Source organism: Sphingomonas sp. NBWT7 (assembly GCF_014217605.1).
Taxonomy (GTDB): Bacteria; Pseudomonadota; Alphaproteobacteria; order Sphingomonadales; family Sphingomonadaceae; genus Sphingomonas.
Genome location: NZ_CP043639.1, coordinates 1,194,453 through 1,220,298, shown reverse-complemented (window position 1 = coordinate 1,220,298; position 25,846 = coordinate 1,194,453). Strand labels below are relative to the sequence as shown.

Here is a 25,846-nt window from a genome sequence, read left to right as displayed (position 1 = left end):
TACATGCTTCGCAGCATCATCGGTGGCCTCGTCGGCAAGGAAATGACCGAGCGTCGCGGTCGCGGCGGTCTCAAAGGTGCGGCGATCGGCATGCTGGCGGCGCGAGCCGCAACGCGTACCGGCCCGCTCGGGCTGATCCTGGGCGGCGGCTATCTCGCCAAGAAGATGTACGATCGCCACAAGGCGTCGCAGACCGTCGCGGGCACCACGTCACGCTACTGAGGCGCGTGAAGAGGCAATAGCTGCCTTGACGCTTCGGCCATGCGCGCGGCACTAGCGCGCATGGTCGCCTCCACCCCGTCCGATCCGCACGGCATGCGCCGCCGCGGCGTCTTGTTCGTACTGTCCTCGCCGTCGGGGGCGGGAAAGTCGACGATCGCGAAGAAGCTCCTCGCCGCCGAGGACGAGCTGTCGATGTCGGTGAGTTACACGACGCGGCCGATTAGGCCGGGCGAGGTGGATGGCCGCGACTATCATTTTGTCTCGCTCGAGCGATTCCGCGAGATGGTCGCGAACCACGAGTTCCTCGAGTGGGCGCACGTCTTCGACAACCGTTACGGCACGCCGAAGTCCGACGTGTTCCATACGTTGAGCGAGGGGCACGACATCCTGTTCGACATCGACTGGCAGGGCGCGCAGCAGCTGCACCAGCTGGCCGGCGGCGACGTGGTGCGCGTGTTCATCCTGCCGCCGTCGATGGCGATCCTTCGCGACCGGCTCGAGAAACGCGCGACCGACAGCATGCAGGTGATCGACGCGCGGATGGCGCGCGCGGCGAACGAGGTGAGCCACTGGGACGGCTACGACTATGTCTTGGTGAACGACGATCTCGACCAGTGTTTCGCGCACGTGCGCACGATCCTGGCGGCCGAGCGGCTCAAGCGTTCGCGGCAGACGGGCATCATCGGCTTCATCCGCAGCCTGCTTAAGTAGCGGCTACGCCAGCAGCGACAGGAAGCGCACCGCCGCGTCGAACTCGCGACGCCGCCCGGCACGTGCCGCGCTCGCCTCCGCGTCTTCGCCCCATTGTTCGGCCTGCCATGTCTCGTCCACCGTTACCGCCTGCCACAGCGCGTCGGCGTCGATCGCACCCTCCGCAAGCATCAGCGACCCGACCAGCGTGCCGCTAATCGTGACGAGTGGCTGGAGCGCGACCATCGCAAAGGCATCGCGGCTGGCAACCGCCTCGTGCAGCCGGGCGATCGTCTCGGCCGGCTGCGGTTGGTAGACGATGCCGGTGACGCGCACGAAATGCACGTCGTATCGCGCCTCGGCCCAGGCGAGCGGCGGATCCCATGCCGCGGCCTCGCGCGCAATGAGTTCGGCCGGCGACTCGGCGCGATAGGCGAGCAGATCGCTCTCCGCATAGGCGGCGATGCCACGGGCGAAGGCGGCAGGATCGGGCGCGACGCGATCGATCGCAGCATTGGCGAGGCCAGTGAGCGGCATGGCGCGTGGATCGATCGTCTCGGTAATGCTGCGCCATTCCTCCGCGATCGCCTCGGCAAGCGCGATGGCGGGCAGCGCAAGCAGCACGCGACCCGGCGTGCGCACGGGACGGTCGTCGAGCCGGACGACGCGATCGGCGTCGATCGTTACCGATTGCCAGAAACGCTTCATTCGACCAGGCTCCGCCAGCGGTGGGCGAGCGCGCGCGGCACGATCGCCATCGTCCACAAAGCGACGACGACGATCGCGCCGCCGAGCAGCTTGCGCGACAGTTCCGCGCCATTCGCGAGGAGCAGGATGCCGAGCACCGCTACGCTTGCGGCGACGAGACGGACGAGCACCAGCGCGAGCCAGCGCGATCGGGCGGGATCACCATTCATCGCGGGCGATATGGCGTTTCCGGCCGCCGCATGCCAGCCACGACAAAGTGATGCCGAAACGGGGCCAAATGCGGATCAACCACTTGGTTACGCATAAGAGATATGGTTTACGCCAGTGAATAGCGAGAGCGGCCCGGGGGGGCAGGCCTCCAGAAACCAGATGGTTCGGAGAACGGAACGGCGATGGCTGGCGCAGCGGTGTTTGTGTACGGTTTATTGGTGAGCTTCATTTTTTCGGGGGCGTCGCGCAACGCGAAACTTCGCCGCCCGAACCCGCCGATCATGCAATATCTAGGGTACGTCCTGTGCGGGCTTACCGCCGGCGGATCGATGGTGCTATTCGCCCATGCCGTCGGCGATACGCTGGGCGTATCGTTGCTACCGCTGCCGTTCTGAGTCGGCGGCGCCGCGCCCGCGGCGCTCGCCGCGGCGGCCCTTGCGTACCTGCTTGGCGTGCGCACGCGCCTGTGCCTTCTGCACCTCGCGCGTGATCGGTGGCTTGCTGTCGGGCGGCAGCCGGTCGGCGGCGGCTTCCTCGAAGCCAAGGCTGGCGAGGCTTTCGGCGAAATGTGCGGGCAACGGCGCGGTGACGTCGACGACGCCATCGTCTGGATGGTCAGCGCGGATGCGGCGGGCATGCAAGTGCATCTTGCGGCTGATCCCGCCGGTGAGGAACGCGGCCGCGCCGCCGTATTTGCCGTCACCGACGATCGGGTGGCCGATCGCCGCCATGTGAACGCGCAACTGGTGGGTACGGCCGGTGAACGGCTGCAGCTCGACCCAGGCAGTACGATTGCCGGCGCGCTCGATCACGCGGTAGCGGCTGCGCGAGGGTAGCCCATTCTCCTCGTCGACGTGCATCTTCTCGCCGCCGGTGCCGGGCTGCTTGGCTATGGGTAGATCGACGGTGCCGTCCTCGATCGACGGCACGCCGACGACCAGCGCCCAGTACACCTTCTTCGCGCTGCGGCTCGAGAACGCCTTGGCGAAAAAGCCTGCGGCGCGAGCGCTCCGCGCGATCAGCAGCGCCCCCGAGGTATCCTTGTCGAGCCGGTGGACTAGCTTGGGCCGGCCCTCCGCCTCGAACTGGAGCGCGTCAAGCAGGCCGTCGACATGTGCGGTCGTCTTGGTGCCGCCTTGCGTCGCGAGCCCCGGCGGCTTGTTGATGACGATCGCCGCGGGATCGCGGTGGATCACCATGTCGCGCGCGAAATCAATCTCGTCGTCGCTGAGCGGCGGACGGACGCGCTTGGGCCGCGCCTCGACCCGCGGCGCCTCTTCGGGCGGCAGGCGAAGCGTCTGCCCCGCAACGACACGGTCACCTGGGCCCACACGCGCGCCGTCGAGGCGCAGCTGGCCGGTGCGTGCCCATTTGGCGACAGTGGTGAAGCTCGTCTCCGGCAGGTGCCGCTTGCACCAGCGGTCGATGCGGATGCCGTCGTCGTCCGAAGCGACGGTGAACTGGCGAACCGTGTCGGTCATGCGAAGCTCCGGACGAGACCGAGCCCGGCGGCGAGCGCGGCGATCGCGCCGACCACCGAGAGGAAAACGTAGCCGAGCGCGGCGATCCATGCCCCACGTTCAATCATCAGCACCGTGTCGAGCGAGAAGGCTGAGAAGGTGGTGAAGCCGCCGAGGAGCCCAGTGCCTAGGAACAGGCGGGCCGCCTCACCCGACGGCAGGCGGGCGAGCATGCCGGCGAGCACGCCCATCAGCAGCCCGCCGAGGAGGTTGACGAACAGCGTCCCCCATGGCCACGCCGGGCCAAGTGCGGAAAGGGCAAGCCGGCCGGCGAGATGTCGCAAAGCCGCGCCGATCGTGCCGCCCGCCATCACCAGAAACATCGAATTCATGGCGCTCGCCCTAGAGCGTCGCGCGCGCCGGCGAAAGGTGTCAGGCGCCGCCGTCGGCCATCAGGTCCACATCACTGCCGCCGTCCCTGCGTGGCTTCACCGTCAGCAGGAAGGCGCCGCCGCTCTTGGTGCCGCCGAGGACGTGCTCGCCGCCGCGCGCGGCGTGCTCGGCGCGATAGCCACTGTCCGACGCCTTGGTGAAATACCAGTCGAGCAGTCGCTGCGGCGGCGCGGCGCTGGCGAAGCTGACGACGCGCAGCGCGCAGCCGTCGCCGTCCACGCCCGCCGCCTCGGCGACGCGCGCATCGGGATAGAGCGGCACGCCTGCCGGCAGGCGGTTCGCCCAGCCGGCCGAATAGGCCACGCTGCCGGCGCAATTCGCCGATCGGCCCTGCGCCGCCGCCTGCGCGCCGCGGCTGAGCACCTGGCGTGCACTTGCGCACTGCTTGCATTCGCCCGGCGGCGGGGCGGGACGAACGTCGTCCTTCTCGCCCTTCATCGCCGCCCCAGCGATCCCGTCAGGCGGCACCGCGCCGCTCTCGGGCTGCATCGGGGGGCGGACGGTGTCGGCATTCGCCTGCTGCACCAGCGCCGGATCGACCATGATCTGATCCTTGAGCGCGCTTTGCAGCACGGGATCGTTCGCGCTCGCCGCACCGTTCACCTGTGCCAGCGCATTGTCGAGATCGGCGATCGACGCGTCTTCGTCCGGCGCCTTGCCGCAGCTTGCTGCGGCGAGTGCAAACGCGAGCAGCGGCACCGCGCGAACCAGCCCGATCATCTTCTATCCCCCTGATTCACTTGCCGGCGTTTCATGCAGCGCCAGCCGTTAAGGAAGCGTGCGCCGCCACACGACGCGTTCGCGCCGTGACGATGTGTGTCTCACTGTTGCAATACACCGGGTGCTGACCCATGTTGGTGGCATGTTGAATATCGCTTCGATCCTGATCGGTCTCATCACGCTGGCGGCGGGGCTGATTGCATTCGTGCCGCTGCTGGGGTGGCTCAACTGGCTGGTCATTCCGATCGGCATCGTGGGGGCCGCGGTCGGCGCGCTGTCGGCCTCGAACGCCGGGCGCAACCTCAATCTCGTTCTGATCGTGATCTTCACGCTGCGGCTGATGCTGGGCGGCGGGATCATCTGATCGGTCACCCCCGGCTCGCGCTGTCCCGTCGCGGATCGCGCGTTTCCGCCTGTCGGCATTTCGCTTACGCTACGGCAAACAGCGATTCGACAGGAGAGAGACGATGCGGCCGATTCCCCAGGTAACGGCGCGGCTCGACGGGGCGGGTGCGATCGTCACCGGCGCCGCGAGCGGCATGGGCCGCGCGACCGCGATCCTTCTTGCCCGCGCGGGTGCCGCCGTCGCCGTCACCGACGTGTCGCAGGACGCCGCGCAGGCGGTGGTCGACGAGATCGCGGGCGAGGGGTTGCGTGCACAGGCCTGGTCGCTCGACGTCGGCGATGCGGCAGCGATCGCGCGCGTGGTCGAGGAGAGCGCCGCGGCGTTCGGTGACCTTTCGGTGATCGTCAACAACGCCGGCATCTCGGCGAATTTGCCGGTCGACGACGCCGGCTATGACGCGCAGTGGGATCGGCACATTTCGGTGCTGCTGACCGCGCACCAGCGGCTGATCCGCGCTGCGTTGCCGCACCTGCGTCGCGCCGCGCACCCGCGCATCGTCAATATCGCGTCGACCGAGGGGCTGGGCGCGACATCGGGGTTCAGCGCTTATTCCGCGGCGAAGGCGGGGGTGATCGGGCTAACGCGTAGCTTGGCGGTGGAACTCGGCAAATCGGGCATCACGGTCAATTGCATTTGCCCGGGACCGATCGAGACGGGGATGACGCAGGGAATCCCCGACGAGGCGAAGCAGGTTTATGCCGCGCGTCGCACCGCGCTGCGCCGCTACGGCCTGCCCGAGGAGGTGGCGTTCATGACGGCGAGCCTGTGCGCGCCGGCGGCGGGCTTCGTCACCGGCGCGATCATCCCGGTCGACGGCGGACTGGTCGCGCGCAACGCCTAAGAGCCGCGCCGTTCAGCCCTGCGTGGCGGCCTTGGCGGCCTGTTCGACGCGGTCGCGCTGCGCGAGCATCAGCGTCGAGCTTGCCTTGGCGAGGACCTTGCCGCCCTCGTCGAGCAACCGCCCCTCGAAGAAGCAGGTGCTGCGGCCGCGCCGTTCGACCCAGCCTTCGGCAACGACCAAACCGGCGCGCGCGGGGGCGAAATAGCTGACCTTGAGCTCGAGCGTCATCGGCGAAACGTCGGGTCCGCCCATCGCGATCGCGGCATGGGCCATCGCAGCGTCGATCCAGCCGCTGACAAAGCCGCCCTGGACGACGCCGCCCGAGTGGCACATGTGCATGCCCGCGCGATATTCGAGCCGTGCGCGACCGGCCGGGTCCATCTCGACGATGCGAACGAGACCGAGCGTCCGGCTCAGTTCGTGGATCTCCGGTTCGCCCTCGCTCACGTTCTGCTCTCCTGCCGTTCTGGTTGCCGCCCTTGTGTCGCCCGGCACCTGCGTCGGCAAGCGCGATCGGTCAGGCGGCGAGCGCGAGCTGGTCGCGGCCGGCGTGCTTGGCACGGTACAGCGCGACGTCGGCGGCGTGGAGCACGTCTTCGGGCGCTTCGTGGCGGAGATAGGTGACGACGCCGCCGCTCACCGTCACGCCGATCTGCGCGTCGCCGACCTTGATACGCGCGTCGCCGATCGCCTGGCGGAGACGGTCGCAGACGAGCCGCGCCTGCTCGATCGTCGCATCGGGCAGCAGCACCGCGAATTCCTCGCCCCCCAGCCGTCCGATCAGATCCTGATCGCGCAGGCTCGATCGCGCAACGACGGCAAAACGGCGCAGCACCTCATCGCCGGCGAAATGGCCGTAGGTGTCGTTCACGCGCTTGAAGTGATCGAGATCGAACAGCGCGACGCAGCCGCCGTCGCTGCTCGCCAGCAGCCGCGTCAGCTCATGCTCGATGCCCCGGCGGTTGACGAGCCCGGTAAGCGGATCGGTGAGCGCGGCTTCGGCGAGGCGCTCTTCGTGCTGGCGGCGGCGCGTCACCTCACGAATGGCGCTGACGAGCCCGGTGACATTTCCCTCCTCATCCATCACCGCCCGGCTCTGCGATTCGAACCAGCGGCTGTCGCCGCTTGCCGTCCGCCCGCGATATTCGTTGACCGACACGGCGGTTGGATCGTCGAGCACGCTGCGCAGCGTCGCCATCGCGCGATCGGCGTCGTCCGGATGGACGAGTTCGGTCAGCGGCCGGCCGATCAGTGTCTCGGCGCGCTGGCCTGCGAGCTGATGGACCGAGGACGACACGAAGCGCAGCCGCCCATCGCAATCGACGTTGAGGATAATGTCGGTCGAGCTGTCGGTGACGAGGCGGTAGCGCGCCTCGCTGTCGCGCAGCTGGCGGAACAGCTCGCTGCGGCGCTGGAGCTCCGCATTCGCCGGAAGCACGGTGAGCATCGCGCAGGCGAGATAGAGCTGGAAGAACTGCATCCGCTCGCCGATCGATCCATCCATCAGCGCGATCGGACCGTAGCCGCGCACCGTCAGCACCGCGCCGATGATCGCGACGATGACGATCGACGCAGCCGTCGATAGCGCGCCGCCGCGGAAGGTGGCGAGCACGATCGGCAGCAGCGGCAGGAACAGAAGCGGAAAACGCGTCTGTGAGAAGGTAGCGATCGCGACGAGTGTGATGAGCCCCATCAGCGTCGCCAATTCGATAAGTTTGGCGCGGCGCATCCGCCTGATCAGTCGCCATGCTTCGCCGCGCATGACCAGCATGAAGATCGGCATGAAGGCGAGGGTGCCGAGCGCGTGTCCGTTATACCATTGAAGCGCGGCGGCGACGAACGAGTGATCGCTCAACGCGCTGATCGATGCGCCGGCGACGATCGCGCCGGCCGCGGGCGCCGCGATGCCCGTCGCCAGTACGAAGATGATCAGCCACCGGTGCGAGTCGAGCCCGCTGTGCCGCCCGACGTAGCGATGGAGCAGCACTGCCCCCAGTGCGCTCTCGCCGACATTTACGACACCTAGCGGCACGGCCAGCGCGGCGCCAAGGCCAAGCGTCGCGGTCGCCAGCACGCTTGCCACGAAGCAGGCGGCAAGCGGGGCGGCCCAGTTGCGCGGCATCAGCGTCGTCAGTCGCGCCGTCAGCAGGCCATTGGCGATCCACATGAAGGCGACGCCGCCTTCGAAGCGGGTCAGCCTGATCGTCAGCGCACAGGCGAGGAAATAGGCGACGCCCGTAGCAAATGCCGCTCCATTCCGCCGATTGCTGCGCCTTCCCATCGCGCCCGCTTAACCCGATACAGTAAACAGCCGGTTTCGGAAGGGGGGCAATTCAGGGCCCGTTTGCGGCCAGTTCGGCCAGCCACACGTCGGCCGAGCCGTCCGACGGCGCGCGCCAGTCCCCGCGCGGCGATACCGCGCCGCCGGCGGAGACCTTGGGGCTGTTGGGCAAGGCGGATCGCTTGAACTGGCTGATCTGAAAGAAGCGCCACAGGAACTTCTCGAGCCACGCCCTGATCGTGTCGCGATCGTACGCAGTCTGCGCCGCGTCGGGATAGCCGATCGGCCAGCGGCCGGTGTCGATATCGTGCCAGGCGTGCCAGGCGAGGAACAGGATCTTCGATGGCGCAAGGCCGTGGCGCAGCACGTAGTGCGCGAAGAAATCGTTGAGCGCATAGGGCCCGATCTTCGCTTCGGTGCTCTGGATCGCGCCGCTCGCGTCGGCCGGGACGAGCTCGGGCGAGATCTCCGTCGACAGGATCGCGTCGAGTACGGTGTCGGTCTCGCGATCATACTGGTCGGTGGCGATGCACCAGCGAATCAGGAACTGGATCAGCGTCTTGGGCACACCGGCGTTGACGCCATAGTGGCTCATGTGATCGCCGACGCCATAGGTACACCAGCCGAGCGCGAGTTCACTGAGATCGCCGGTGCCGACGACGAGGCCGTTGCGCTGGTTGGCGATGCGGAACAGATAGTCTGTGCGCAGACCCGCCTGCACGTTCTCGAACGTAACGTCGTACACCGGTTCGCCGCTGGCGAACGGGTGTTTCATACCCTCCAGCATCATCCGCGCGGCGGGGCGGATATCGATCTCCTCCGCGGTGATGCCGAGCGCGCGCATCAGCTTCCAGGCATTGCCTTTGGTATCGTCGCTCGTCGCGAAGCCCGGCAGGGTGATGCCGAGAATGTCGGAGCGCGGGCGGCCAAGCCGGTCGAGTGCCTTCGCGGCGACGATCAGCGCGTGCGTCGAATCGAGCCCGCCCGAGACGCCGATCACTAGCCGTTCGACCCCCGTCGCGGCGAGACGCTTGAGCAGCCCTTCGACCTGGATGTTGAACGCCTCGTAGCAGTCCTCGTCGAGCCGGGCGGGCGTATCCGGCACGAACGGGAAACGGCGGATCGCGCGCTTCAGCCCGACATCGGCGAAATCGGGTTGGTGATCGAACACGGTGCGGCGGAAGCGCGTCTCGGGATGGCCGGCGAACGTCGCCGCATCGCCGAAAGTGCCGTTGCGCATCCGCTCCTGCGCCAGCCGCTCGCAATCGACGTCGGCGACGACGAGTTCGGGATCGAGCCCGAAGCGCGACGATTCGGCGAGCAGCTCGCCGAGTTCGTGCACCGATCCCTGTCCGTCCCACGCGAGATCGGTGGTGCTTTCGCCCGGTCCGGCGGCGGCATAGACATAGGCGCAGACGGCGCGGGCGGACTGCGCCGCGGAGAGCATCATGCGCTCACGCGACTTGCCGATGACGACGTTCGACGCAGACAAGTTGCAGCAGATGAGCGCGCCGGCGAGTGCGCCTGCGGTCGAGGGCGGGGTGGGGGACCAGTAATCCTCGCAGATCTCCGCGTGGAAGACGAAGTGCGGCAGATCGCGCGCGGCGAAGATCTGGTCGACGCCAAACGGCACCGTCTGCCTGGCGATCTCGATCGACAGACCCGTCAGGCCGGCGCCGCTCGCGAACCAGCGCTTCTCGTAATATTCGCGGTAGTTGGGCAGGAACGTCTTGGGCACGACGCCTAGGATCCGCCCGCGCGCGATCACCACCGCGCAATTGTACAGCCGGCCCGCGCGCGGCAGCGCCGCGCCGACGACCAGCACGGGGCGCAGGCTCTCGCTCTCCCCGGCGATCGTTGTCAGAGCGTCGGCCGTCGCCTGCTGCTGCGCGGTCTGCAGGTGAAGATCGTCGATCGCGTAGGACGTGACGTTGAGTTCGGGAAAGACGACGAGATCGACCGCCTCGGCGTCTGCGCGACGCGCGAGCGCGATCGTCTGCTCGGCGTTGGCGGCGGTGTCACCAACGCTGGCAACGGGGGTCGCCGCCGCGACGCGCAGCATCCGATGGTGGTGGATCGAACCGAAACGAGCGTTCATGGCGTGCGTGTTAGCTCCTGTTTCATCTTCACGCCAACGATCCGGCCTTGCGCCACCCCGTTAGTGGTTTACGCAACGCGAAATGGTTGATCCGCAACCCGACAACGGCCGGCTGGCCGCTTTGTTTGCCGGCGGCGGCGACATGGGCAACCGGATCATGTCGTACGATTGGTCGACGTCGCCGCTCGGCCCGCCGGATGGATGGTCCGAGGCGCTGCTAAGCGCGGTTAGCCTGCTGCTGCCGGCGAGTGCGGAGATCGTGCTGTTCTGGGGCGACGAGCAGGTCGCGCTGTACAACGATGCCTATGCCCCGACGATCGGCAGCAAGCATCCCGCGGCGCTCGGTCGGCCGGCGCGCGAATCGTGGTCCGAATTATGGGACGATCTGGAGCCGCTGCTGCGGCACGTGCGGGAAACGGGCGAAACGTACAGCGCGAAGGACCGGCCCTTCTACATCGAGCGTGCCGGCTACGGCGAGGAAGTGTATTTCGACATCTCCTATTCGCCGGTGCGAACGGCGGACGGCACGGTCGGCGGGGTGCTGTGCATCGTCGCCGAGACGACGACACGCGTGCGGGCCGCTCGCCAGCTGGCGGAGGAGCGCGCGCGGCTCGCAGAGATGTTCGATCAGGCGCCGAGCTTCATGGCCGTTCTGCGCCAGCCGGGGCACGTCTTCGAACTGGTCAATGCCTCGTTCCAGCAGCTGGTCGGCGGCCGCGACCTGATCGGGCTTACCGTGCCGGAGGCGCTGCCCGAACTCGTTTCGCAGAATTTCATGACCCTGCTCGATACCGTGGTGGCAAGCGGCGAGGCCTATCGCGGCGAGAACGTCTCCGTGCGGCTGTGGCGCGGCGACCATGCGCCTGACGAACAGCATTTCGTCGACTTCATCTACCAGCCGGTGCGCGACGTGAACGGCGCGATCACCGCGATCTTCGTCGAGGGCACCGACGTCACCGATCGCAAGCGCCAGGCCGACGAGCTGCGCGAGAGCGAGGAGCGCTTCCGCACGCTTGCCGACAGCCTGCCCGCGCTGGTTTGGATCAACGATGCCGAAGGGCGCCTCCTGTTCGCCAGCCGCGGGTTCGAGACATTGCTGGGGCAGGCGCCGGAGACGATGCTGGCGGGTGGGTGGCGCCGCGTCGTTCATCCCGACGACGTGATGGCTTTTGCCGAGTTCGGCCGGCGGCGGCTATCCGAGGCGCGCAGCTTTTCGCGCGATGTCCGCCTGTGCGACGCCGATGGCAACGTCCGCTGGTTTCACGTTGAGGGGCGGCCGCGACGCTGGGGCGCGAATTTCGAGGGCTTCGTCGGGTGCGGCGTCGACGTGACCGATGCGCACGCTGCAGGCGAGGCGCTGGAGCGGCGCGTCGCCGAGCGTACCGCCGAGCTGACCGAGCAGATCAGCGAGCGCGAGCGGGTGGAGGCAACGCTGGCGCAGATGCAGCGGCTGGAAGCGGTCGGCCAGCTGACGTCGGGGGTGGCGCACGATTTCAACAATCTGCTGACGGTGGTGCTCGGCAATCTTGCCCTGATCGAACGAACGGTCGATCGCGCCGGGATCGACGACAAGACGCGCCAGCGGCTCGAGCACGTGCGCGCTGCGGCGGAGCGCGGCGCGCGGCTGACCGGGCAGCTGCTCGCCTTTTCGCGTCGGCAGCGGCTCGAAGCGCGTGCCGTGTCGCTCAACGAGATTGTCGCCAACATGCGCGACCTGTTGCAGAGCACGCTGGGCGGGGCGGTCGCGGTGGAGACCGAGCTCGGCTACGACGTGTGGCCGGCGCTGGTCGATCCGACGCAGATCGAGCTCATCATCCTCAATCTCGCGATCAACGCGCGCGACGCGATGGAGGGCGGTGGCACGCTGCGCGTCACGACCCGCAACGTGACGCTGGGCGATCCCGAGCGATCGGAGGAACCAGCAGCCGGCGACTATGTCGCGGTGTCGGTGATCGACACCGGCAGCGGGATGACCGAGGAGATCCGTAACAAGGTGTTCGAGCCTTTCTTCACCACCAAGGAGGTCGGCAAGGGATCGGGGCTTGGCCTCGCGCAGGTCTACGGCTTCGCCAAGCAATCGGGCGGGGGCGTGCGGATCGATACGACGCCCGGCGAGGGAACGATCGTCAGCGTGTATTTGCCGCGTGCCGAAGTGCTGGCCGGTGCGCGCGACCAGGCGCCTGCGGCATCGCCGCGCAGCGGATCGATCGCGGGGCGCACGATCCTGGTACTCGACGACGACGACGGGGTGCGCGGCGTTACTGCGGACGAGCTGCGCGAGGCGGGGTGCCGGGTGATCGAGGCGGCGGACGGGCCCGCCGCGCTCGAGACGCTCGCGGCCGAGCCGATCGCGGCAGTCGTCGCCGATTTCGCGATGCCGGGGATGAACGGCGCGCAGTTTGCCGAGCAGGCGCGCCGCCGCTATCCCGCGCTGCCGGTTATCTTCGTGACGGGCTACGCCGATCTCGCCGCGCTGGCGCACGTGCCCGAGGATCAGGTGTTGCAGAAGCCGTATCCGAGCGGCGCGGTCAGCGATCGGTTGCGCGCGATCCTCGACCCGGCAGGCTGAGCGACGGCGCGGCCGCGCGGGCCGCGCCGCTGGCCGTCCCTACGCCGCCAGCGCCGTCGCCGGCGCGGTGCCGCGAATCAGGTCGGCCGCCTTCTCCGCAATCATGATCGTCGGCGCGTTGGTGTTCGACCCGACCAGCGTCGGCATCACCGAGGCGTCGACGACGCGTAGGCCAGCGATCCCGCGCACGCGCAGCCGCTCGTCGACCACCGCCATCGTGTCGCCGTCGGCGCCCATCTTGCACGTACCGACGGGGTGGTAGATCGTCTCGGCATTGGCGCGGACCCAGGCGTCGATCTCGGCATCGCTCTGCACCGCGCGGCCCGGCGCGATTTCGTCGCCGCGATACGGATCGAGCGCCGCCTGGTAGGCGACTTCGCGGCCGATGTGGACGCAGTCGCGCATCACGCGTCGGTCGACTTCGCTCGCGAGGTAATTGGCGTAGATCAGCGGATCGGCGGTGGGATCGGCGGAGCCAAGCGCGATACGGCCGCGGCTCTCCGGGCGCAGCTGACACAGATGGAGCGAGAAGCCGTCGGCGGCGACGCGCGTCTTGCCGTGATCCTTCATGATCGCGAGGACGCCGTGGATCTGCACGTCAGGACGCGACAGCCCCTCGCGCGAGCTGATGAACGCGCCCGATTCGAGGAACTGCTGCCGCCCGAGCCCGGTGCCGCGCGTCAGATATTCGATCCCGACGCGCAGCTGGCGCAGGCCCTTGGTCGAGGAGAAGGCCGTCATCAGCCCGCGGCTGTGCCAGCTCATGATGATGTCGAGATGGTCCTGCAGGTTCTCGCCGACACCGGGAAGGTCGTGCACCGGCTGGACGCCGGCTTCCTTCAGCGCCGCCGCGGCGCCGATGCCCGACAGCTGGAGAATATGCGGGCTCTGCACCGCGCCCGCGCACAGCAGCGCCTCGCCGTCGACCTCGACGCGCTCGATCCGATTGTTCCTGATATAGTCGACGGCCGCAGCGCGCCCGCCGCTCACCACGATCCGCATCGTGCGCGCATCGGTGATGACTGTGAGGTTCGCGCGATGCTCGACCGGGCGCAGATAGGCCGCCGCGGTCGACCAGCGCTGGCCGTTGGCAATCGTCAGGTCGTAGCGGCCGAAGCCTTCCTGGCTGGCGCCGTTGAAATTTTCCGTCACCGGATAGCCCGCCTGCCGCCCGGCCTCGATCAGCGCGTCGTGGAACGGGCTGTCGCTCTCCCCACCGGAAATCGTCAGCGGCCCCTCGGCACCGTGCAGCGGATCGGCGCGGTGGTGGCCTTCGAGCCTGCGGAAATAGGGCAGCACGTCGTCCCACGACCAGCCGCTGAGTCCCAGCTGGCGCCACTCGTCGAAATCCTGCGGATGCCCACGGGTGTAAACCATGCCGTTGATCGACGAAGAGCCACCGAGTCCGCGCCCGCGCGGCCACCACAAGCGACGGTTGTCGAGGTGCGGCTCGGGCTGCGTCCAGAACCCCCAATTGTGCTTGCCTTTGGCCTTGATCAGGCTGCCGACGCCGGCGGGCATGCGCACCAGCATCTCCTTGTTGGCGCCGCCCGCCTCGAGCAGGCACACGCTGACCGCGGGATCCTCGCTGAGGCGCGCGGCGAGCGTGCACCCTGCCGAACCTCCGCCGATGATGACGTAATCGAACCCGGCCATGCTGCTCTCCAAATCGTGCTGGCGCCGTGTCGCCCGGCGCATTCGCGGTGATATTGCGGCGTTGCCGCGCCTTCGGCAAGCGGCTCTCGGCGCGCTCGCGTCAGGGAACGAGGACGATCTTGCCCACCATGTCGCTGCGCGCCATCGCGTCGAACGCCGATCGCCAGTCGTCGAGCGTATATTCGGCGTGGACGCGCGGCCTGATCTTGCCCGCGGCCGCCAGGTCCCAGATCGCCTGCTGGTTCTCACGTCCCTTGTCGGGGAACTGCCGCCCGTATTCGCCCGCGCGAACGCCGATCACCGAGAAGCCCTTGATCAGCGGCATGTTGGTAGAAACGGTGGCGATCCGGCCGGAGGTGAAGCCGACGACGCACAGCCGCCCGCCGAACGCGATCGCACGGACCGATTCATCGAACACGTCGCCGCCGACGGGATCGTAGATCACGTCCGCGCCGCCTCCGGTAATCTCCTTCACGCTATCGCGGAAGCCGGGGGCGGGCAGGCAGGCGTCGACGCCGTATTCGGCCTCAATTACCTTGAGCTTCTCCGCCGAGCGTGAGGTGGCGATCACGCGCGCGCCGAGACCCTTGGCCAGATCGACCGCGGCGAGCCCGACGCCGCCGGTCGCGCCGTGCACCAGCACCCACTCGTCCGCCTCGACTTTGGCGAGCCGTACCAGCGCCACATAGGCGGTGAGATAGGCCGCGCCGACCCCGGCCGCCTCGCCGAACGAGAGATGCGCGGGCTTGCGCCGCACGGCGTTCGCGTCGACGCTGACGCGCTCCGCGAAACCGCCCAATCGCGTGCCCGCGACCACCGCCTCGCCGGGAGTAAAGCCGTCGCCATCGATCACCTCACCGGCGATCTCCATGCCCGGGAAGAAGGGCAGCGGGGGCTTCAGCTGATACTCGCCCTTGGTCATCAGCAGGTCGGGGAAGTTGAGTGCGGCGGCCTTGACCGCGATCAGCACCTTTCCGAGCGAGGCGACCGGCTCGGGCACGTCGACGAGCGCGGTCCCGGAAAGATCGGGCGACAGGGCGGAGACAACCAGGGCCTTCATGCGACGATCGCCCTCACTTGCACGCCGGACGCGCGACCATGATGTCGAGCAGCGCGTCGAACAGATTGACCATGTCGAGGTGCGGCGCGTGGACCTTGCTCAGCCCCAGCGTGATGAGGCCGTAGGCGCGTACCTCCGCCTCCTCGCGCGAGAAGCCCGTCGCCATCAGGCTTCGCGCGAGGAAATCGAGCATCAGCGCGTCGTGGCGCTGCACCGCGTCACGTGCGCGCGTGTCGCTTTCGGCCCAGGCGCGCATCGCCACCGCGATCCGCGACGATCCGCGCCGCCGCACCGTCTGCCCGAGCAGCCGGATACGTCCGATGGGATCGGGCGTCGCGCGTTCCAGCGCGGCGATGAGGTCGCTGACCTGATCCTCGGCGAAATAGGCGGCAAGCTTGCCTTGGTAATCGTCGAAATCGCGGAAGTGATGGTAGAAGCTGCCGGTCGATACCTTGAGCTCCTCGGCGAGCGGGCGAAGCTTCAGCGCGCGCAATCCGCCGCGACGCAGCAGCGACTGGCCAGCCTCCAGCCAGACGCGTGGTGTCAGGTCCGGACTTCGCGTTTGGGGCACCGTCCGTACCGAAACTGCAGGCTCCACGCTTGACATCCCCTCTACCATAACGAAGGTTATGCCGGAAATCCGCGTCGGTAAAGCTATCGTTCGCGGCTGGCATCTTCGAAGGGGTTATTCAGCAATGGCCGACGCTTACATCATCGACGCCGTCCGCACGCCGCGCGGGATCGGCAAGCAGGGCAAGGGCGCGCTGGCGCACATGCATCCGCAGCACCTCGCCGCGACGGTGCTCAAGGCGCTGAAAGAGCGCAACAACATCAAGACCGAGGAAGTCGACGACATTATCTGGTCGACCTCGACTCAGCGCGGCAAGCAGGGCGGCGACATGGGCCGCATGGCCGCGCTCGACGCCGGTTATGACGTCAAGGCCAGCGGCACGACGCTTGATCGCTTCTGCGGCGGCGGCATCACGGCGGTGAACTTCGCCGCAGCACAGATCATGAGCGGCATGGAAGATTGCGTCATCGCCGGCGGCACCGAGATGATGAGCCTCACTGCCGCGATGGGCGCGGAGGACATGGAAAGCGGCAAGCCGCCGCTCGGCATGGGCTCGGGCAATGCGCGCCTGAACATCAATCATCCCCAGTCGCACCAGGGCATCTGCGGCGACGCGATCGCGAGCAAGGAAGGCTTCACGCGCGAGGAGCTCGACCGTGCCGGGCTCGAGAGCCAGCAGAAGGCCGCCGTCGCGATTCAGGAAGGCCGCTTCAAGAAGTCGCTCGTTCCGGTGACGGACGACGAGGGCAATGTCGTGCTCGATCACGACGAGTTCCCGCGCCCGCAGACCACGGCGGAAGGTCTCGCCGCACTCAAGCCGTCGTTCGCTGCGATGGCCGACGTGCCATACAACAAAGAGGGCGACACGTTCCGCAAGCAGATCAATCGCAAGTATCCCGATCTCGACATTCAGCATTTCCACCATGCCGGCAATTCGTCGGGCGTGGTCGACGGCGCGGCGGGGGTGCTGCTGGCGTCGAAGGAATATGCCGAGAAGCAGGGCTGGAAGCCGCGCGCGCGCATTGTGGCGATGGCGAACGTCGGCGACGATCCCACGCTGATGCTCAACGCGCCGGTGCCGGCCGCCAAGAAGGTGCTGGAGAAGGCCGGCCTGACGGTGGAGGACATCGACCTGTTCGAGATCAACGAGGCGTTCGCTGTCGTCTCGGAAAAGTTCATCCGTGACCTCAACCTGCCGCGCGAGAAGGTGAACGTGAACGGCGGTTCGATCGCCCTTGGCCACCCGATCGGTGCGACCGGTTCGATCCTGATCGGCACGATCGTCGACGAACTCGAGCGCCAGGAGAAGCGCTACGGACTCGTCACCATGTGCGCGGCTGGCGGCATGGCACCGGCGATCATCGTCGAGCGTATCGCCGCCTGATCGACGCCACGAAGACCAAAAGACTGCGAGCGGGCCGCCAGCGCCCGCCGCGGCGGAGAGACTGATGACGCACCCGTACAAGCACGCCGCCGCCATGCCCGACAAACCCGCCTTCATCATGGGCGGATCGGGCGAGACGGTCTCCTATGCCCAGCTCGACGCGCGCGCGAACCAGGGTGCGCATCTCATCCGCTCGCTCGGGCTGAAGCGCGGCGACGCGATGGCGATGATGCTCGACAATTCGGCGCGCTACTTTGAAATCGCCTGGGCGGCGGAGCGTGCGGGCGTCTATCTTACCTGCATCTCGTCCAAGCTGATGCCCGCGGAGGCGGAATATATCATCCGCGACGGCGAGTGCCGCATGTTCGTCGCGGGCAAGGGCACTGCTGCCTGCGCCGAGGCGCTGCTGCCGCTGATCGGCGACCTCGCCCGATTCATGGCCGACGGGGTAATCGAGGGATACGACAGCTGGGAGGAGGCGGTCGCCGCGCAGCCGGAGACGCCGATCGCCGATCCGTCGCCGGGGCAGATCATGCTCTATTCGTCGGGTACGACGGGGAAGCCGAAGGGCGTGCGCTTCGCGCTGCCGGAGGAGCCCTATGGCGAGAACGTCTCGCCGCTGGTGATGATCGGGCAGGGGCTCTACGGCTTCAACGCCGACATGGTGTATCTGTCGCCCGCGCCGCTGTACCACGCCGCGCCGCTGCGCTGGTCGATGGCGGTGCAGCAGCTTGGCGGCACGGTGGTGGTGATGGAGCGGTTTGACGCCGAGAAAGCGCTCGAGTTCATCGAGAAGTACAAGGTGACGCACGCGCAATGGGTGCCGACGCACTTCATCCGCATGCTCAAGCTGCCCGAAGAGGTGCGCCGCAAGTACGACGTCTCGTCGCTCCAGGCGGTGTGGCACGCCGCCGCGCCGTGCCCGATCCCGGTTAAGGAGCAGATGATCGACTGGTGGGGGCCGATCATCGGCGAATATTACGCCGGCACTGAGGGCAACGGCTTCCACAACATCCTGTCGTCCGAGTGGCTGACGCACAAGGGCTCGGTCGGGCGTAACCTGACGACGATCACGCACATCTGCGACGAGGACGGCAACGAGGTGCCGCCGCGCACCGAGGGCGCGATCTTCTTCGAGGCGCCCGTCACCGATCTCAACCCGACCGGCGCGGCGCCGTTCAGCTACCACAACGATCCCGAGAAAACCAAGGAGAGCACCAGCGCCAAGGGCTGGACGACGCTGGGCGACGTGGGCTGGATGGACGAGGAGGGGTATCTCTACCTCACCGATCGCAAGAGCTTCATGATCATTTCGGGCGGAGTGAACATCTATCCCGCCGAGATCGAGAATTTGCTGATCACGCACCCCAAGGTCGCCGACGTCGCGGTGATCGGCGCGCCGCACGACGAGATGGGCGAGGAAGTCGTCGCGGTCGTCCAGCCCAAGGATCCGCTCGAGGATCGCGAGGCGCTCGCGGCGGAACTGTCGCAATACGCGCGCGCCAACCTCAGCCACGTCAAGTCGCCGCGCCGCTGGGACTTCCGCGAGGAGCTGCCGCGCCACGACACCGGCAAACTCTACAAGCGTCTGCTACGCGACGAATATTGGGTCAAGAACAAGCCCGCCGAGCAGGCGGCGTGACCGCGGCCATCGCTCCGGCGAATGAGCCGGAGCGAGGGGCGGGGCGCCGATCGGCGAGAGGATGCGGCGGACCTGCCGGGAAGAGCCGGGCATGACGCGCGAGTTTGGGAGGCGAGGATGAGCTTCAACTTCGGCGACATGATCGAGGCTGTCGAAGCCGCGATCCCCGGTGACCGCGTCGCGCTGGCGCACGGCGGACAGGTGATCGACTGGGCGACGCTGCGCCACCGCTCGAACAACCTCGCACGCGCGCTGATCGAACGCGGGCTGCAACCCGGCGATCGCTTCGCCTTCTATGCGTACAATTCGGCCGATTATCTCGTCGCGCTGATGGCGTGCTGGAAGGCGCGCGGCACGCACGTCAACGTCAATTACCGCTACGTTGCCGACGAGCTTGCCTATATCCTGGCCGACAGCGACGCGACGGTGCTGGTCTACGACGCTCGATTGCGCGAGTGCGTCGCCGATGTCGTCGATCGCTCGCCGCTGGTGCGCAGCTGGGTGGAGATCGGCGGCGAGGATGCGGCGCCTGCCTTCGCTGAGCGGTTCGACGATCTGGTCGAGGGGGACGGTGCGCCGGTCGCGATCCCACGCGATCCGGCAGACCGGTTCTTCATCTACACCGGTGGTACCACCGGCATGCCAAAGGGCGTGGTGTGGACGCACGGCGAGTTGAATGCGATCGGCCTCGCCGTCGCCGCGACGCAGGGGCTGCCGGTGCCGACGAGCGTCGAGGAAGCCGCCACCTTCGCCGCCGCCAATTCCGATTACCCACGCGTCGTGTGCGGCCCGCCGTTGATGCACGGCACCGGGCTGCTGTCGTCGTACGGCGCGCTGCTCGCGGGCGGCTTCGTCGCGACGCTGCCGAGCCGCAGCTTCCGCGCCGAGGAAGCGCTCGACGCGATCGATCGCTGGAAGGCCAATCGCCTGATCGTCGTCGGCGATGCCTTCGCGCGGCCGGTGCTCGAGGCGCTCGACGCGCAGCCGGGCCGGTGGGACGTATCGTCGATGCGGCTCATCTCGTCGTCCGGGGTGATGTGGACGCAGGGGGTGAAGGACGGACTGATCCGCCATATGCCCGACGCGGTGTGCCAGGACAATTTCAGCTCGTCCGAGGCGATCGGCATGGGCGCCTCGCTCACCTCGAAGGACGGCACGGTCGAAACCGCCAAGTTCATGGCCAATACGCGCTGCCGCGTGCTCGACGACGACGACAAGGACGTGGTGCCCGGCTCGGGCGTCACCGGCAAGGTGGTACTCGCGCCGCCCAACCCGGTCGAATATCACAAGGACCCGGAAAAGAGCGCGCGGACGTTCCGCGTGATCGACGGCGTGCGCTACACCGTGTCGGGCGATTTCGCGCAGGTGGCGGCAGATGGGACGCTAATCCTGCTCGGCCGCGGATCGGCGTGCATCAACTCCGCCGGCGAGAAGATCTTCCCAGAGGAGGTCGAGGAGGCGCTGAAGCTCTGCCCGAAGGTCGACGACGCGCTCGTCTTCGCGATGCCCGACCCCAAATGGGGTCAGGCGGTGGCGGCAGTGGTGCAGGCCGCGGGTGGGTTCGACGAGGGCGTGACGCGCGATACGCTGCGGCATAAGCTCGCCGGCTATAAGCTGCCCAAGCTGATCGTTACGACCGACCAGTCGCTGCGCGCGCCGAACGGCAAGGCCGATTACGGCAAGGCGAAGGCTCTCGCGGGCGTCAGCTAAGCACCACCACAGAACCTTTCGCAACGCTGACATGTCGGTTCAGCCCGCAGTCGCCGCGCCTCGTCCATAAGCGTTCCATCGGCAGGGCCGGCAATGTGCGCCGGCGATGGAGTGTAGGCGAGATGGGCAGGAAGTTCGTGGCGGCGTTGCTGGCCGCAGTGGCGATTGTCCCGGCGATGGCAGTGGCGCAGGAGCGCGGTGGCGATCGCGGGGCATGGCGCGCCGAACGCGCGCAGCAGCGGGAGGCGATGCGCCAGCAGGGCGGCGATCGCAGCGGCGGGTGGCAGCGGCCTGCGCAGGGCACTGGCGGGCAGCAGCGCCAGGCGCCGACCGATGGCGCGTGGCAGCAACGGCGCGAGCAGCGCGCGGCGCGGCCAGATGGCGCGCGGCCGGATAATCCCCGTGCCGAGGCGTTCCGCGACTTCCGGCAGCAGCGCGATGCCGACCGGCGCGATTTCCAGTCGGAGCGCCAGCGCGATCGGCAGGCGCTGATCGGCGGGCAGGTGACGCGCGATCAGTATCGTGCGGATCGCAGCCGCGACCTCGACGCCTATCGCCGCGACCGGCAGGACGATCGCCAGCGGCTCGATCGTGATCGCGACGCGCAGTTCCGCGACCGGACGCGGCTGCGCGAGCAGGCCCAGCGCGGGTGGGACCGCAGCCGCGCGGACTGGGCGGATCAGGACCGTTGGCGCGGGGACCGGCGCAGTTGGGATCGCGGCGACCTGAACCGCGGAGGCTGGGGCGACCAGCGGCGCACCTATGGGCGCAACGACCGGTTCGATCGCGGTGGTTGGAATCGCGACTGGCGGCGCGATACGCGGTATGATTGGAGCGGATGGCGCGCGCGCAACCGCAATGCCTTCCGCCTGCCGCGCTATTACGCGCCGTACGGCTGGAACGCGGGCTATCGCAGCTTCGGCGTCGGATCGATCCTGTCGCAGGTGCTGTTCGCACAGAACTATTGGATCAACGATCCCTGGGCGTATCGCCTGCCCGACGCGGACGGGCCGTACCGCTGGGTGCGCTATTACAACGATGCGCTGCTCGTCGATGTCTACTCGGGCGAAGTCGTCGACGTGATCAACAACATCTTCTGGTAGGTTCGTCGCGGGGGCGGCGGCCGGGGGAAACCGGCCGCCGCCCCATTTCACGTCACGCGTCGAGGCTGGTGCCGAGCGACGCGTTGACGACGCCGCCGTCGACCACCAGCGTATCGCCGACGACATAGTCGCTCGCTCGGCTGGCGAGGAAGATCGCCGCGCCCGCCATGTCGGCCTCGTTGCCGATCCGCCGCATCGGTATGCCCTTCGCCACCGCGTCGCCGTGATCGCGCGCGGCGCGGTTCATCTCGCTCGCGAAGGCGCCGGGCGCGAGGCTGGTGACGATGATCCCGTCCTTAATCAGCCGCGCTGCCATCCGCTTGGTGAGATAGATCAGCGCCGCCTTCGATGCGTGGTAGCTGTACGTGTCCCACGGATTGAGCCGCAGCCCGTCGATCGAGGTGATGTTGATCACCTTGGACGGCTTGTCGTGGCTTGCCTGCGCCTTGAGCAGCCCGTGCAGTGCCTGCGTCAGGAAGAACGGCGACTTGACGTTGAGGTCCATCACCTTGTCCCAGCCGCTCTCGGGGAACTCCTCAAACGGGACACCCCACGCCGCGCCGGCGTTGTTGACGAGGATGTCGAGCCGCTGTTCGCGCTCGGCGAACGCCGTCGCCAGCGCCTTGCAACCCTCGACCGTCGACACGTCCTGCGGCAGCGCGATGCATTTGGCGCCGAGCTCGGCGACAGTTTCCTCGCACGCCGCCGCCTTGCGTGACGAGATATAGACGGTGGCGCCCTGCTCGATGAAGCCCTTGGCGATGATCTTGCCGATCCCGCGGCTGCCGCCCGTCACTAGCGCGATCTTGCCCTCTAGGCTGAACAGATTGGCGAAGCTCATCGTCGTCTCTCCCGGATAATCACGCATCGCCTATCGTCCGGTCGCAGGCGCGACAACACCCTACCGAAAATTCGAACGGGTTATGATTGACGAAGGCGCCGGCCATACTATGCTGCCGAAAACAGCTAAAAGTTAGGACCAGAGGATGCGCTTTTCGGGTAAGCGTGCCGTCGTTACGGGCGGCGCTTCGGGGATCGGGCGCGCGACCGCGCTGCGCCTTGCCGAGGAGGGCGCCGAAGTGTGGATCGGCGATATCGATGAGGCGGCAGGGCGCGAGATCGCCGAAACGTCGAACGGAAAGATCCACTTCCAGCGCTGCGACGTGACGAATGCCGACGACATCCGCGCATTGATCGAGGCGCCCGACGGACTCGACGTTCTCTTCAACAATGCGGGTGCGGGCGGTGCGCCCGAGAAGATCGACGAGATCGCGCCCGGCGATTGGGATCGCACCCAGAACCTGCTGCTGCGCTCGGTCGCGCTCGGTATCCGTTACGCCGCGCCGATCATGGCGAAGCGCGGCAAGGGGGCGATCGTCAACACGTCCTCGGTATCGGCGCTCGGCACCGGCTACGCGCCGATCGCCTATTCGACCGCCAAGGCCGGCGTTCTCCATCTGTCGAAGCTTGCCGCCGCCGACCTTGCTAAGAGCAACGTGCGTGTCAACGCGGTGATCCCCGGCTTCATCACCACCAACATCTTCACCCGCCACTTAGACGTGGCAGAGGAGAAGCGTGCCGCCGCCAATGAGGTGATCGCGCAGGTCGCCGCTAAGGCGCAGCCCGTCGCGCGCGCCGGCCGGCCAGAGGATATCGCGGCCGCCGTTACCTTTCTGCTCAGCGACGACGCTGGCTTCATCACCGGCACGCACCTCGTCGTCGACGGCGGCATCACGATCGGCACACGGCAGAGCTGGGATCCAGAGCAGCCCGGGCTCTTCGCCGCGTTGGAGGCGTTCCAGTGAGCGCGTCGATCGCGAGCGGCGCGGCGGCGGATTTGGGCACGGCGGCAACTACGGGTGCACCGCCGCCCGCACGGCGCCTGCGCACCGGCACGATGGCGAGCTACGGCTTCGGCGCGGCGGCCTATGGCGTCAAGGATTCGGGGTTCGGCACGTTTCTGCTGCTGTTCTACAATCAGGTGATCGGCGTGCCGGCGGCGACGGTCGGCTTCGTCATCATGCTCGCGCTGGTGATCGACGCCTTCGTCGATCCGACCGTCGGCTTCCTGTCCGATCGCACGCGGACCCGCTGGGGGCGGCGGCATCCCTGGCTATACGGCGCGGCGCTGCCGATCATGCTTGGTTGGGTGCTTTTGTGGAACCCGCCGCAGGCGTCGCAGACGGCGATCCTAGGCTGGCTGTTCGTCGCCGCCGTTCTCGTGCGCAGCGCGGTAAGCGCCTATGAGGTGCCGAGCCAGGCAATGGCCGCCGAGCTAAGCACCGATTACGACGAGCGGACGCGGATCATGGCGTATCGCTATCTGTTCGGCTGGGCAGGGGGGCTGATCATGCTGATCGGCGCCTATTGGATATTCCTGTCGCCGACGCCCGAATTTCCCAACGGGCTGCTTAACCGTGACGGCTATAAGGGCTTCGCGATCGCGGGCGCGCTGTTCATGGGCTTCGCGATCCTGACGTCGGCTATGGGTACGCATCGCGAGATCCCGAACCTGCCCAATCCGGTGATCGAGAAGCAGTCGCTGGCGAAGAATTTCCAGGAGCTGGGCGAGACGCTGAAGAATCGCGCGTTCGTGATCCTGATGGTCGCGGGGCTGTTCGTCTACACCAACCAGGGGATCACCTATGCGATCTCCAACTATCTCTACACCTACGTCTGGCGCTTCACGACGGTGACGATCCTCGGGCTGACGCTGCCGACGTTCGTGCCGCTCAGCTTCGTGCTGTTCGGCGGCGTGCTGGTTGCCTTTGTCCTCGCGCCCAAGCTCGGTCAGGTGACAAGCAAGCCCAAGGCGGCGTCGACCGCGGCGCTGATCGCGATCGTCATCGGCACCGCACCTTACTGGCTTCGTCTCGCGGGCATCTTTCCGCAGGTAGGCGATGCCGCGATGCTGCCGTTGCTGTTCGCGTTCCTCGCCGCCGGTACCGCCGCCGGCGTGACCGCGCACATCCTCGGTGCGTCGATGATGGCCGACGTCGTCGAGGATTCGGAACAGCGCACCGGGCGCCGCTCAGAAGGTGTGTTCTTCGCCGGTGGTTTCTTCATCCAGAAATGCACCAGCGGTGTCGGCATCTTCGTTACCGGGCTGATCCTCGCGATCGCCGGCTTTCCGGAAAAGGCCGTGCCGGGTCAGGTGCCGGTCGAAGTCGTCGATCGCCTGACGATCATCTACATCGTCACCGCCACCAGCCTCGCGCTGATCGCGGCGCTTACCTATCGCGCCTTCCCGTTCGGCCGGGCGGAACATAGCGCCCGGCTCGAAGCGCTGCGCATGCAGGCGCTGGATTCGGAGCGGATCGACCCCGTTCCCTAAGGCGGAAAACGGCCGCGCCGGCAGTTCGTCGGCGCGGCAACACCGTTCATCGGCTTTGGTTCCCGCCGCTATTTCTTTTGTTTCCAACCCCCCGTAGCCGGACTGCAACAGACATCCGTTGACCGGGGGGTCGCAATGACTTTCAAGAATTTTACAGCGCGTTTCGCGCTGATGGCCGCGTGCGGCCTGACGACGGCGACTGCAGCCAACGCCCAATTCTGGCAGTGCGCGCCGTACGCCCGTGAGATCTCGGGTATCCAGATCCATGGCAATGCCAACACCTGGTGGGGCCAGGCCGCCGGCCGCTACGCCCGCGGTGAGACGCCGAAGGTCGGCGCGGTCCTGTCCTTCCAGCCTACTCGCCGCATGCGCATCGGCCACGTGGCGATGGTAAGCCGCATCGTCAGCGATCGCGAAGTCCTGTTGACGCACGCGAACTGGTCGCGTCGCGGCGGGATCGAGCGCGACGTTCGCGCGATCGACGTGTCGGCGGCAGGCGACTGGAGCATGGTCAAGGTGTGGTACGCGCCGCAGGGCGGGCTCGGCACGTCGAGCTACCCCACCAACGGCTTTATCTATAGCGACCATGCGCCGTTGCTCGCGCCGGGCGAAGCACCGGTGATCGCGCAGGGTCGCGACGACGAGACGCGTCTCGCCAATCTTGCGATCGCTGCGGCCGCGGCGGTGCCGATGAAAGGTGCAATCACCGTCGGCCAGTAAGGCCGACG

General features: G+C 67.6%; 25 protein-coding genes. 13 read left to right on the top strand and 12 right to left on the bottom strand.

All coding sequences use genetic code 11. The annotated features are described in order from the left end of the window. The first annotated feature begins 3 nt into the window (after window positions 1-3). Together F1C10_RS06170 and gmk are read left to right on the top strand one after the other, a co-directional pair. A complete protein-coding gene (locus F1C10_RS06170) occupies window positions 4-222 on the top strand; it encodes a hypothetical protein (protein WP_185209645.1) in 219 nt (72 codons plus the stop codon). Between the two features lie 39 nt (window positions 223-261). After that, window positions 262-933 (top strand): guanylate kinase, encoded by a 672-nt coding sequence (gmk, locus tag F1C10_RS06165; RefSeq protein ID WP_374939369.1) that lies wholly within the window; start codon window positions 262-264, stop codon window positions 931-933. A gap of 3 nt (window positions 934-936) precedes the next feature. Here gmk and F1C10_RS06160 read toward each other — a convergent pair whose 3' ends face one another. Both F1C10_RS06160 and F1C10_RS06155 read right to left on the bottom strand, forming a co-directional pair. After that, window positions 937-1,620 (bottom strand): ATP12 family chaperone protein, encoded by a 684-nt coding sequence (locus F1C10_RS06160; protein WP_185209644.1) that lies wholly within the window; start codon window positions 1,618-1,620, stop codon window positions 937-939. Further along, window positions 1,617-1,829: a hypothetical protein gene (locus F1C10_RS06155; protein ID WP_185209643.1), complete on the bottom strand. Its 213-nt coding sequence runs from the start codon at window positions 1,827-1,829 to the stop codon at window positions 1,617-1,619. The genes F1C10_RS06160 and F1C10_RS06155 overlap by 4 nt, the downstream gene beginning before the upstream one ends. Before the next feature lie 219 nt (window positions 1,830-2,048). Here F1C10_RS06155 and F1C10_RS06150 point away from each other — a divergent pair, with 219 nt between their 5' ends. Then, window positions 2,049-2,225 carry a hypothetical protein gene (locus F1C10_RS06150; protein WP_374939368.1) on the top strand — a complete coding sequence of 59 codons (177 nt, stop codon included), beginning with the start codon at window positions 2,049-2,051 and terminating at the stop codon, window positions 2,223-2,225. Here the strand turns inward: F1C10_RS06150 and F1C10_RS06145 are convergent. The 3 genes from F1C10_RS06145 to F1C10_RS06135 are packed head-to-tail and all read right to left on the bottom strand — an operon-like array spanning window position 2,208 to window position 4,463. After that, window positions 2,208-3,311 carry an RluA family pseudouridine synthase gene (locus F1C10_RS06145; protein ID WP_185209641.1) on the bottom strand — a complete coding sequence of 368 codons (1,104 nt, stop codon included), beginning with the start codon at window positions 3,309-3,311 and terminating at the stop codon, window positions 2,208-2,210. The two genes, F1C10_RS06150 and F1C10_RS06145, sit on opposite strands and share 18 nt — an antisense overlap. Beyond that, on the bottom strand, window positions 3,308-3,682 hold the full coding sequence (gene crcB / locus F1C10_RS06140) for a fluoride efflux transporter CrcB (RefSeq protein ID WP_185209640.1): 375 nt from the start codon (window positions 3,680-3,682) through the stop codon (window positions 3,308-3,310). The genes F1C10_RS06145 and crcB overlap by 4 nt, the downstream gene beginning before the upstream one ends. Before the next feature lie 40 nt (window positions 3,683-3,722). Beyond that, on the bottom strand, window positions 3,723-4,463 hold the full coding sequence (locus F1C10_RS06135) for a hypothetical protein (protein WP_185209639.1): 741 nt from the start codon (window positions 4,461-4,463) through the stop codon (window positions 3,723-3,725). A gap of 142 nt (window positions 4,464-4,605) precedes the next feature. On the opposite strand from F1C10_RS06135, the gene F1C10_RS06130 reads away from it, so the two are divergent. Both F1C10_RS06130 and F1C10_RS06125 read left to right on the top strand, forming a co-directional pair. Further along, window positions 4,606-4,827, top strand: coding sequence for a hypothetical protein (locus F1C10_RS06130; protein WP_185209638.1), 222 nt, complete (start codon window positions 4,606-4,608; stop codon window positions 4,825-4,827). 103 nt (window positions 4,828-4,930) lie between these two features. After that, entirely contained in the window at window positions 4,931-5,710 is a 780-nt protein-coding gene (locus F1C10_RS06125) for an SDR family NAD(P)-dependent oxidoreductase (RefSeq protein WP_185209637.1), read from the top strand. Window positions 5,711-5,722: 12 nt separating this feature from the next. On the opposite strand, the gene F1C10_RS06120 is transcribed toward F1C10_RS06125, so the two are convergent. The 3 genes from F1C10_RS06120 to F1C10_RS06110 all read right to left on the bottom strand — a co-directional run bounded on the left by F1C10_RS06120 (window position 5,723) and on the right by F1C10_RS06110 (window position 10,089). Then, window positions 5,723-6,157: a PaaI family thioesterase gene (locus F1C10_RS06120; RefSeq protein ID WP_258043101.1), complete on the bottom strand. Its 435-nt coding sequence runs from the start codon at window positions 6,155-6,157 to the stop codon at window positions 5,723-5,725. Between the two features lie 70 nt (window positions 6,158-6,227). After that, a complete protein-coding gene (locus F1C10_RS06115; protein ID WP_185209636.1) occupies window positions 6,228-7,991 on the bottom strand; it encodes a sensor domain-containing diguanylate cyclase in 1,764 nt (587 codons plus the stop codon). A 52-nt stretch (window positions 7,992-8,043) separates the two neighbouring features. After that, complete coding sequence (locus F1C10_RS06110; protein ID WP_185209635.1) at window positions 8,044-10,089, bottom strand: NAD(+) synthase; 2,046 nt, start codon at window positions 10,087-10,089, stop codon at window positions 8,044-8,046. Between the two features lie 82 nt (window positions 10,090-10,171). On the opposite strand from F1C10_RS06110, the gene F1C10_RS06105 reads away from it, so the two are divergent. Continuing rightward, complete coding sequence (locus F1C10_RS06105; RefSeq protein WP_219729793.1) at window positions 10,172-12,658, top strand: PAS domain S-box protein; 2,487 nt, start codon at window positions 10,172-10,174, stop codon at window positions 12,656-12,658. A gap of 39 nt (window positions 12,659-12,697) precedes the next feature. On the opposite strand, the gene F1C10_RS06100 is transcribed toward F1C10_RS06105, so the two are convergent. The 3 genes from F1C10_RS06100 to F1C10_RS06090 all read right to left on the bottom strand — a co-directional run bounded on the left by F1C10_RS06100 (window position 12,698) and on the right by F1C10_RS06090 (window position 15,981). Beyond that, window positions 12,698-14,314: a choline dehydrogenase gene (locus F1C10_RS06100; protein ID WP_185209634.1), complete on the bottom strand. Its 1,617-nt coding sequence runs from the start codon at window positions 14,312-14,314 to the stop codon at window positions 12,698-12,700. 100 nt (window positions 14,315-14,414) lie between these two features. Then, entirely contained in the window at window positions 14,415-15,374 is a 960-nt protein-coding gene (locus F1C10_RS06095; RefSeq protein WP_185209632.1) for an NADPH:quinone oxidoreductase family protein, read from the bottom strand. A 13-nt stretch (window positions 15,375-15,387) separates the two neighbouring features. Next, entirely contained in the window at window positions 15,388-15,981 is a 594-nt protein-coding gene (locus F1C10_RS06090) for a TetR/AcrR family transcriptional regulator (protein WP_374939367.1), read from the bottom strand. Window positions 15,982-16,069: 88 nt separating this feature from the next. Between F1C10_RS06090 and F1C10_RS06085 the strand changes: the two genes are divergently transcribed. The 4 genes from F1C10_RS06085 (at window position 16,070) to F1C10_RS06070 (ending at window position 21,784) form a co-directional block, all read left to right on the top strand. Beyond that, window positions 16,070-17,329 carry an acetyl-CoA C-acetyltransferase gene (locus F1C10_RS06085; RefSeq protein WP_185209628.1) on the top strand — a complete coding sequence of 420 codons (1,260 nt, stop codon included), beginning with the start codon at window positions 16,070-16,072 and terminating at the stop codon, window positions 17,327-17,329. 64 nt (window positions 17,330-17,393) lie between these two features. Beyond that, a complete protein-coding gene (locus F1C10_RS06080) occupies window positions 17,394-18,971 on the top strand; it encodes an acyl-CoA synthetase (RefSeq protein WP_185209626.1) in 1,578 nt (525 codons plus the stop codon). Between the two features lie 117 nt (window positions 18,972-19,088). Then, window positions 19,089-20,681 carry an AMP-binding protein gene (locus F1C10_RS06075; protein ID WP_185209625.1) on the top strand — a complete coding sequence of 531 codons (1,593 nt, stop codon included), beginning with the start codon at window positions 19,089-19,091 and terminating at the stop codon, window positions 20,679-20,681. Between the two features lie 122 nt (window positions 20,682-20,803). After that, window positions 20,804-21,784, top strand: coding sequence for an RcnB family protein (locus F1C10_RS06070; RefSeq protein ID WP_185209623.1), 981 nt, complete (start codon window positions 20,804-20,806; stop codon window positions 21,782-21,784). 52 nt (window positions 21,785-21,836) lie between these two features. On the opposite strand, the gene F1C10_RS06065 is transcribed toward F1C10_RS06070, so the two are convergent. Then, the gene (locus F1C10_RS06065) at window positions 21,837-22,625 is read right to left on the bottom strand and encodes an SDR family oxidoreductase (RefSeq protein WP_185210105.1); all 789 of its coding nucleotides are present in this window, start codon (window positions 22,623-22,625) and stop codon (window positions 21,837-21,839) included. Between the two features lie 145 nt (window positions 22,626-22,770). Between F1C10_RS06065 and F1C10_RS06060 the strand changes: the two genes are divergently transcribed. The 3 genes from F1C10_RS06060 (at window position 22,771) to F1C10_RS06050 (ending at window position 25,838) form a co-directional block, all read left to right on the top strand. Continuing rightward, on the top strand, window positions 22,771-23,589 hold the full coding sequence (locus tag F1C10_RS06060; protein ID WP_185209621.1) for an SDR family NAD(P)-dependent oxidoreductase: 819 nt from the start codon (window positions 22,771-22,773) through the stop codon (window positions 23,587-23,589). Beyond that, window positions 23,586-25,118 carry an MFS transporter gene (locus F1C10_RS06055; protein ID WP_308458080.1) on the top strand — a complete coding sequence of 511 codons (1,533 nt, stop codon included), beginning with the start codon at window positions 23,586-23,588 and terminating at the stop codon, window positions 25,116-25,118. Before F1C10_RS06060 ends, F1C10_RS06055 begins: the two co-directional genes overlap by 4 nt. Before the next feature lie 135 nt (window positions 25,119-25,253). Continuing rightward, a complete protein-coding gene (locus F1C10_RS06050; RefSeq protein ID WP_185209619.1) occupies window positions 25,254-25,838 on the top strand; it encodes a CHAP domain-containing protein in 585 nt (194 codons plus the stop codon). Window positions 25,839-25,846: the final 8 nt, after the last annotated feature.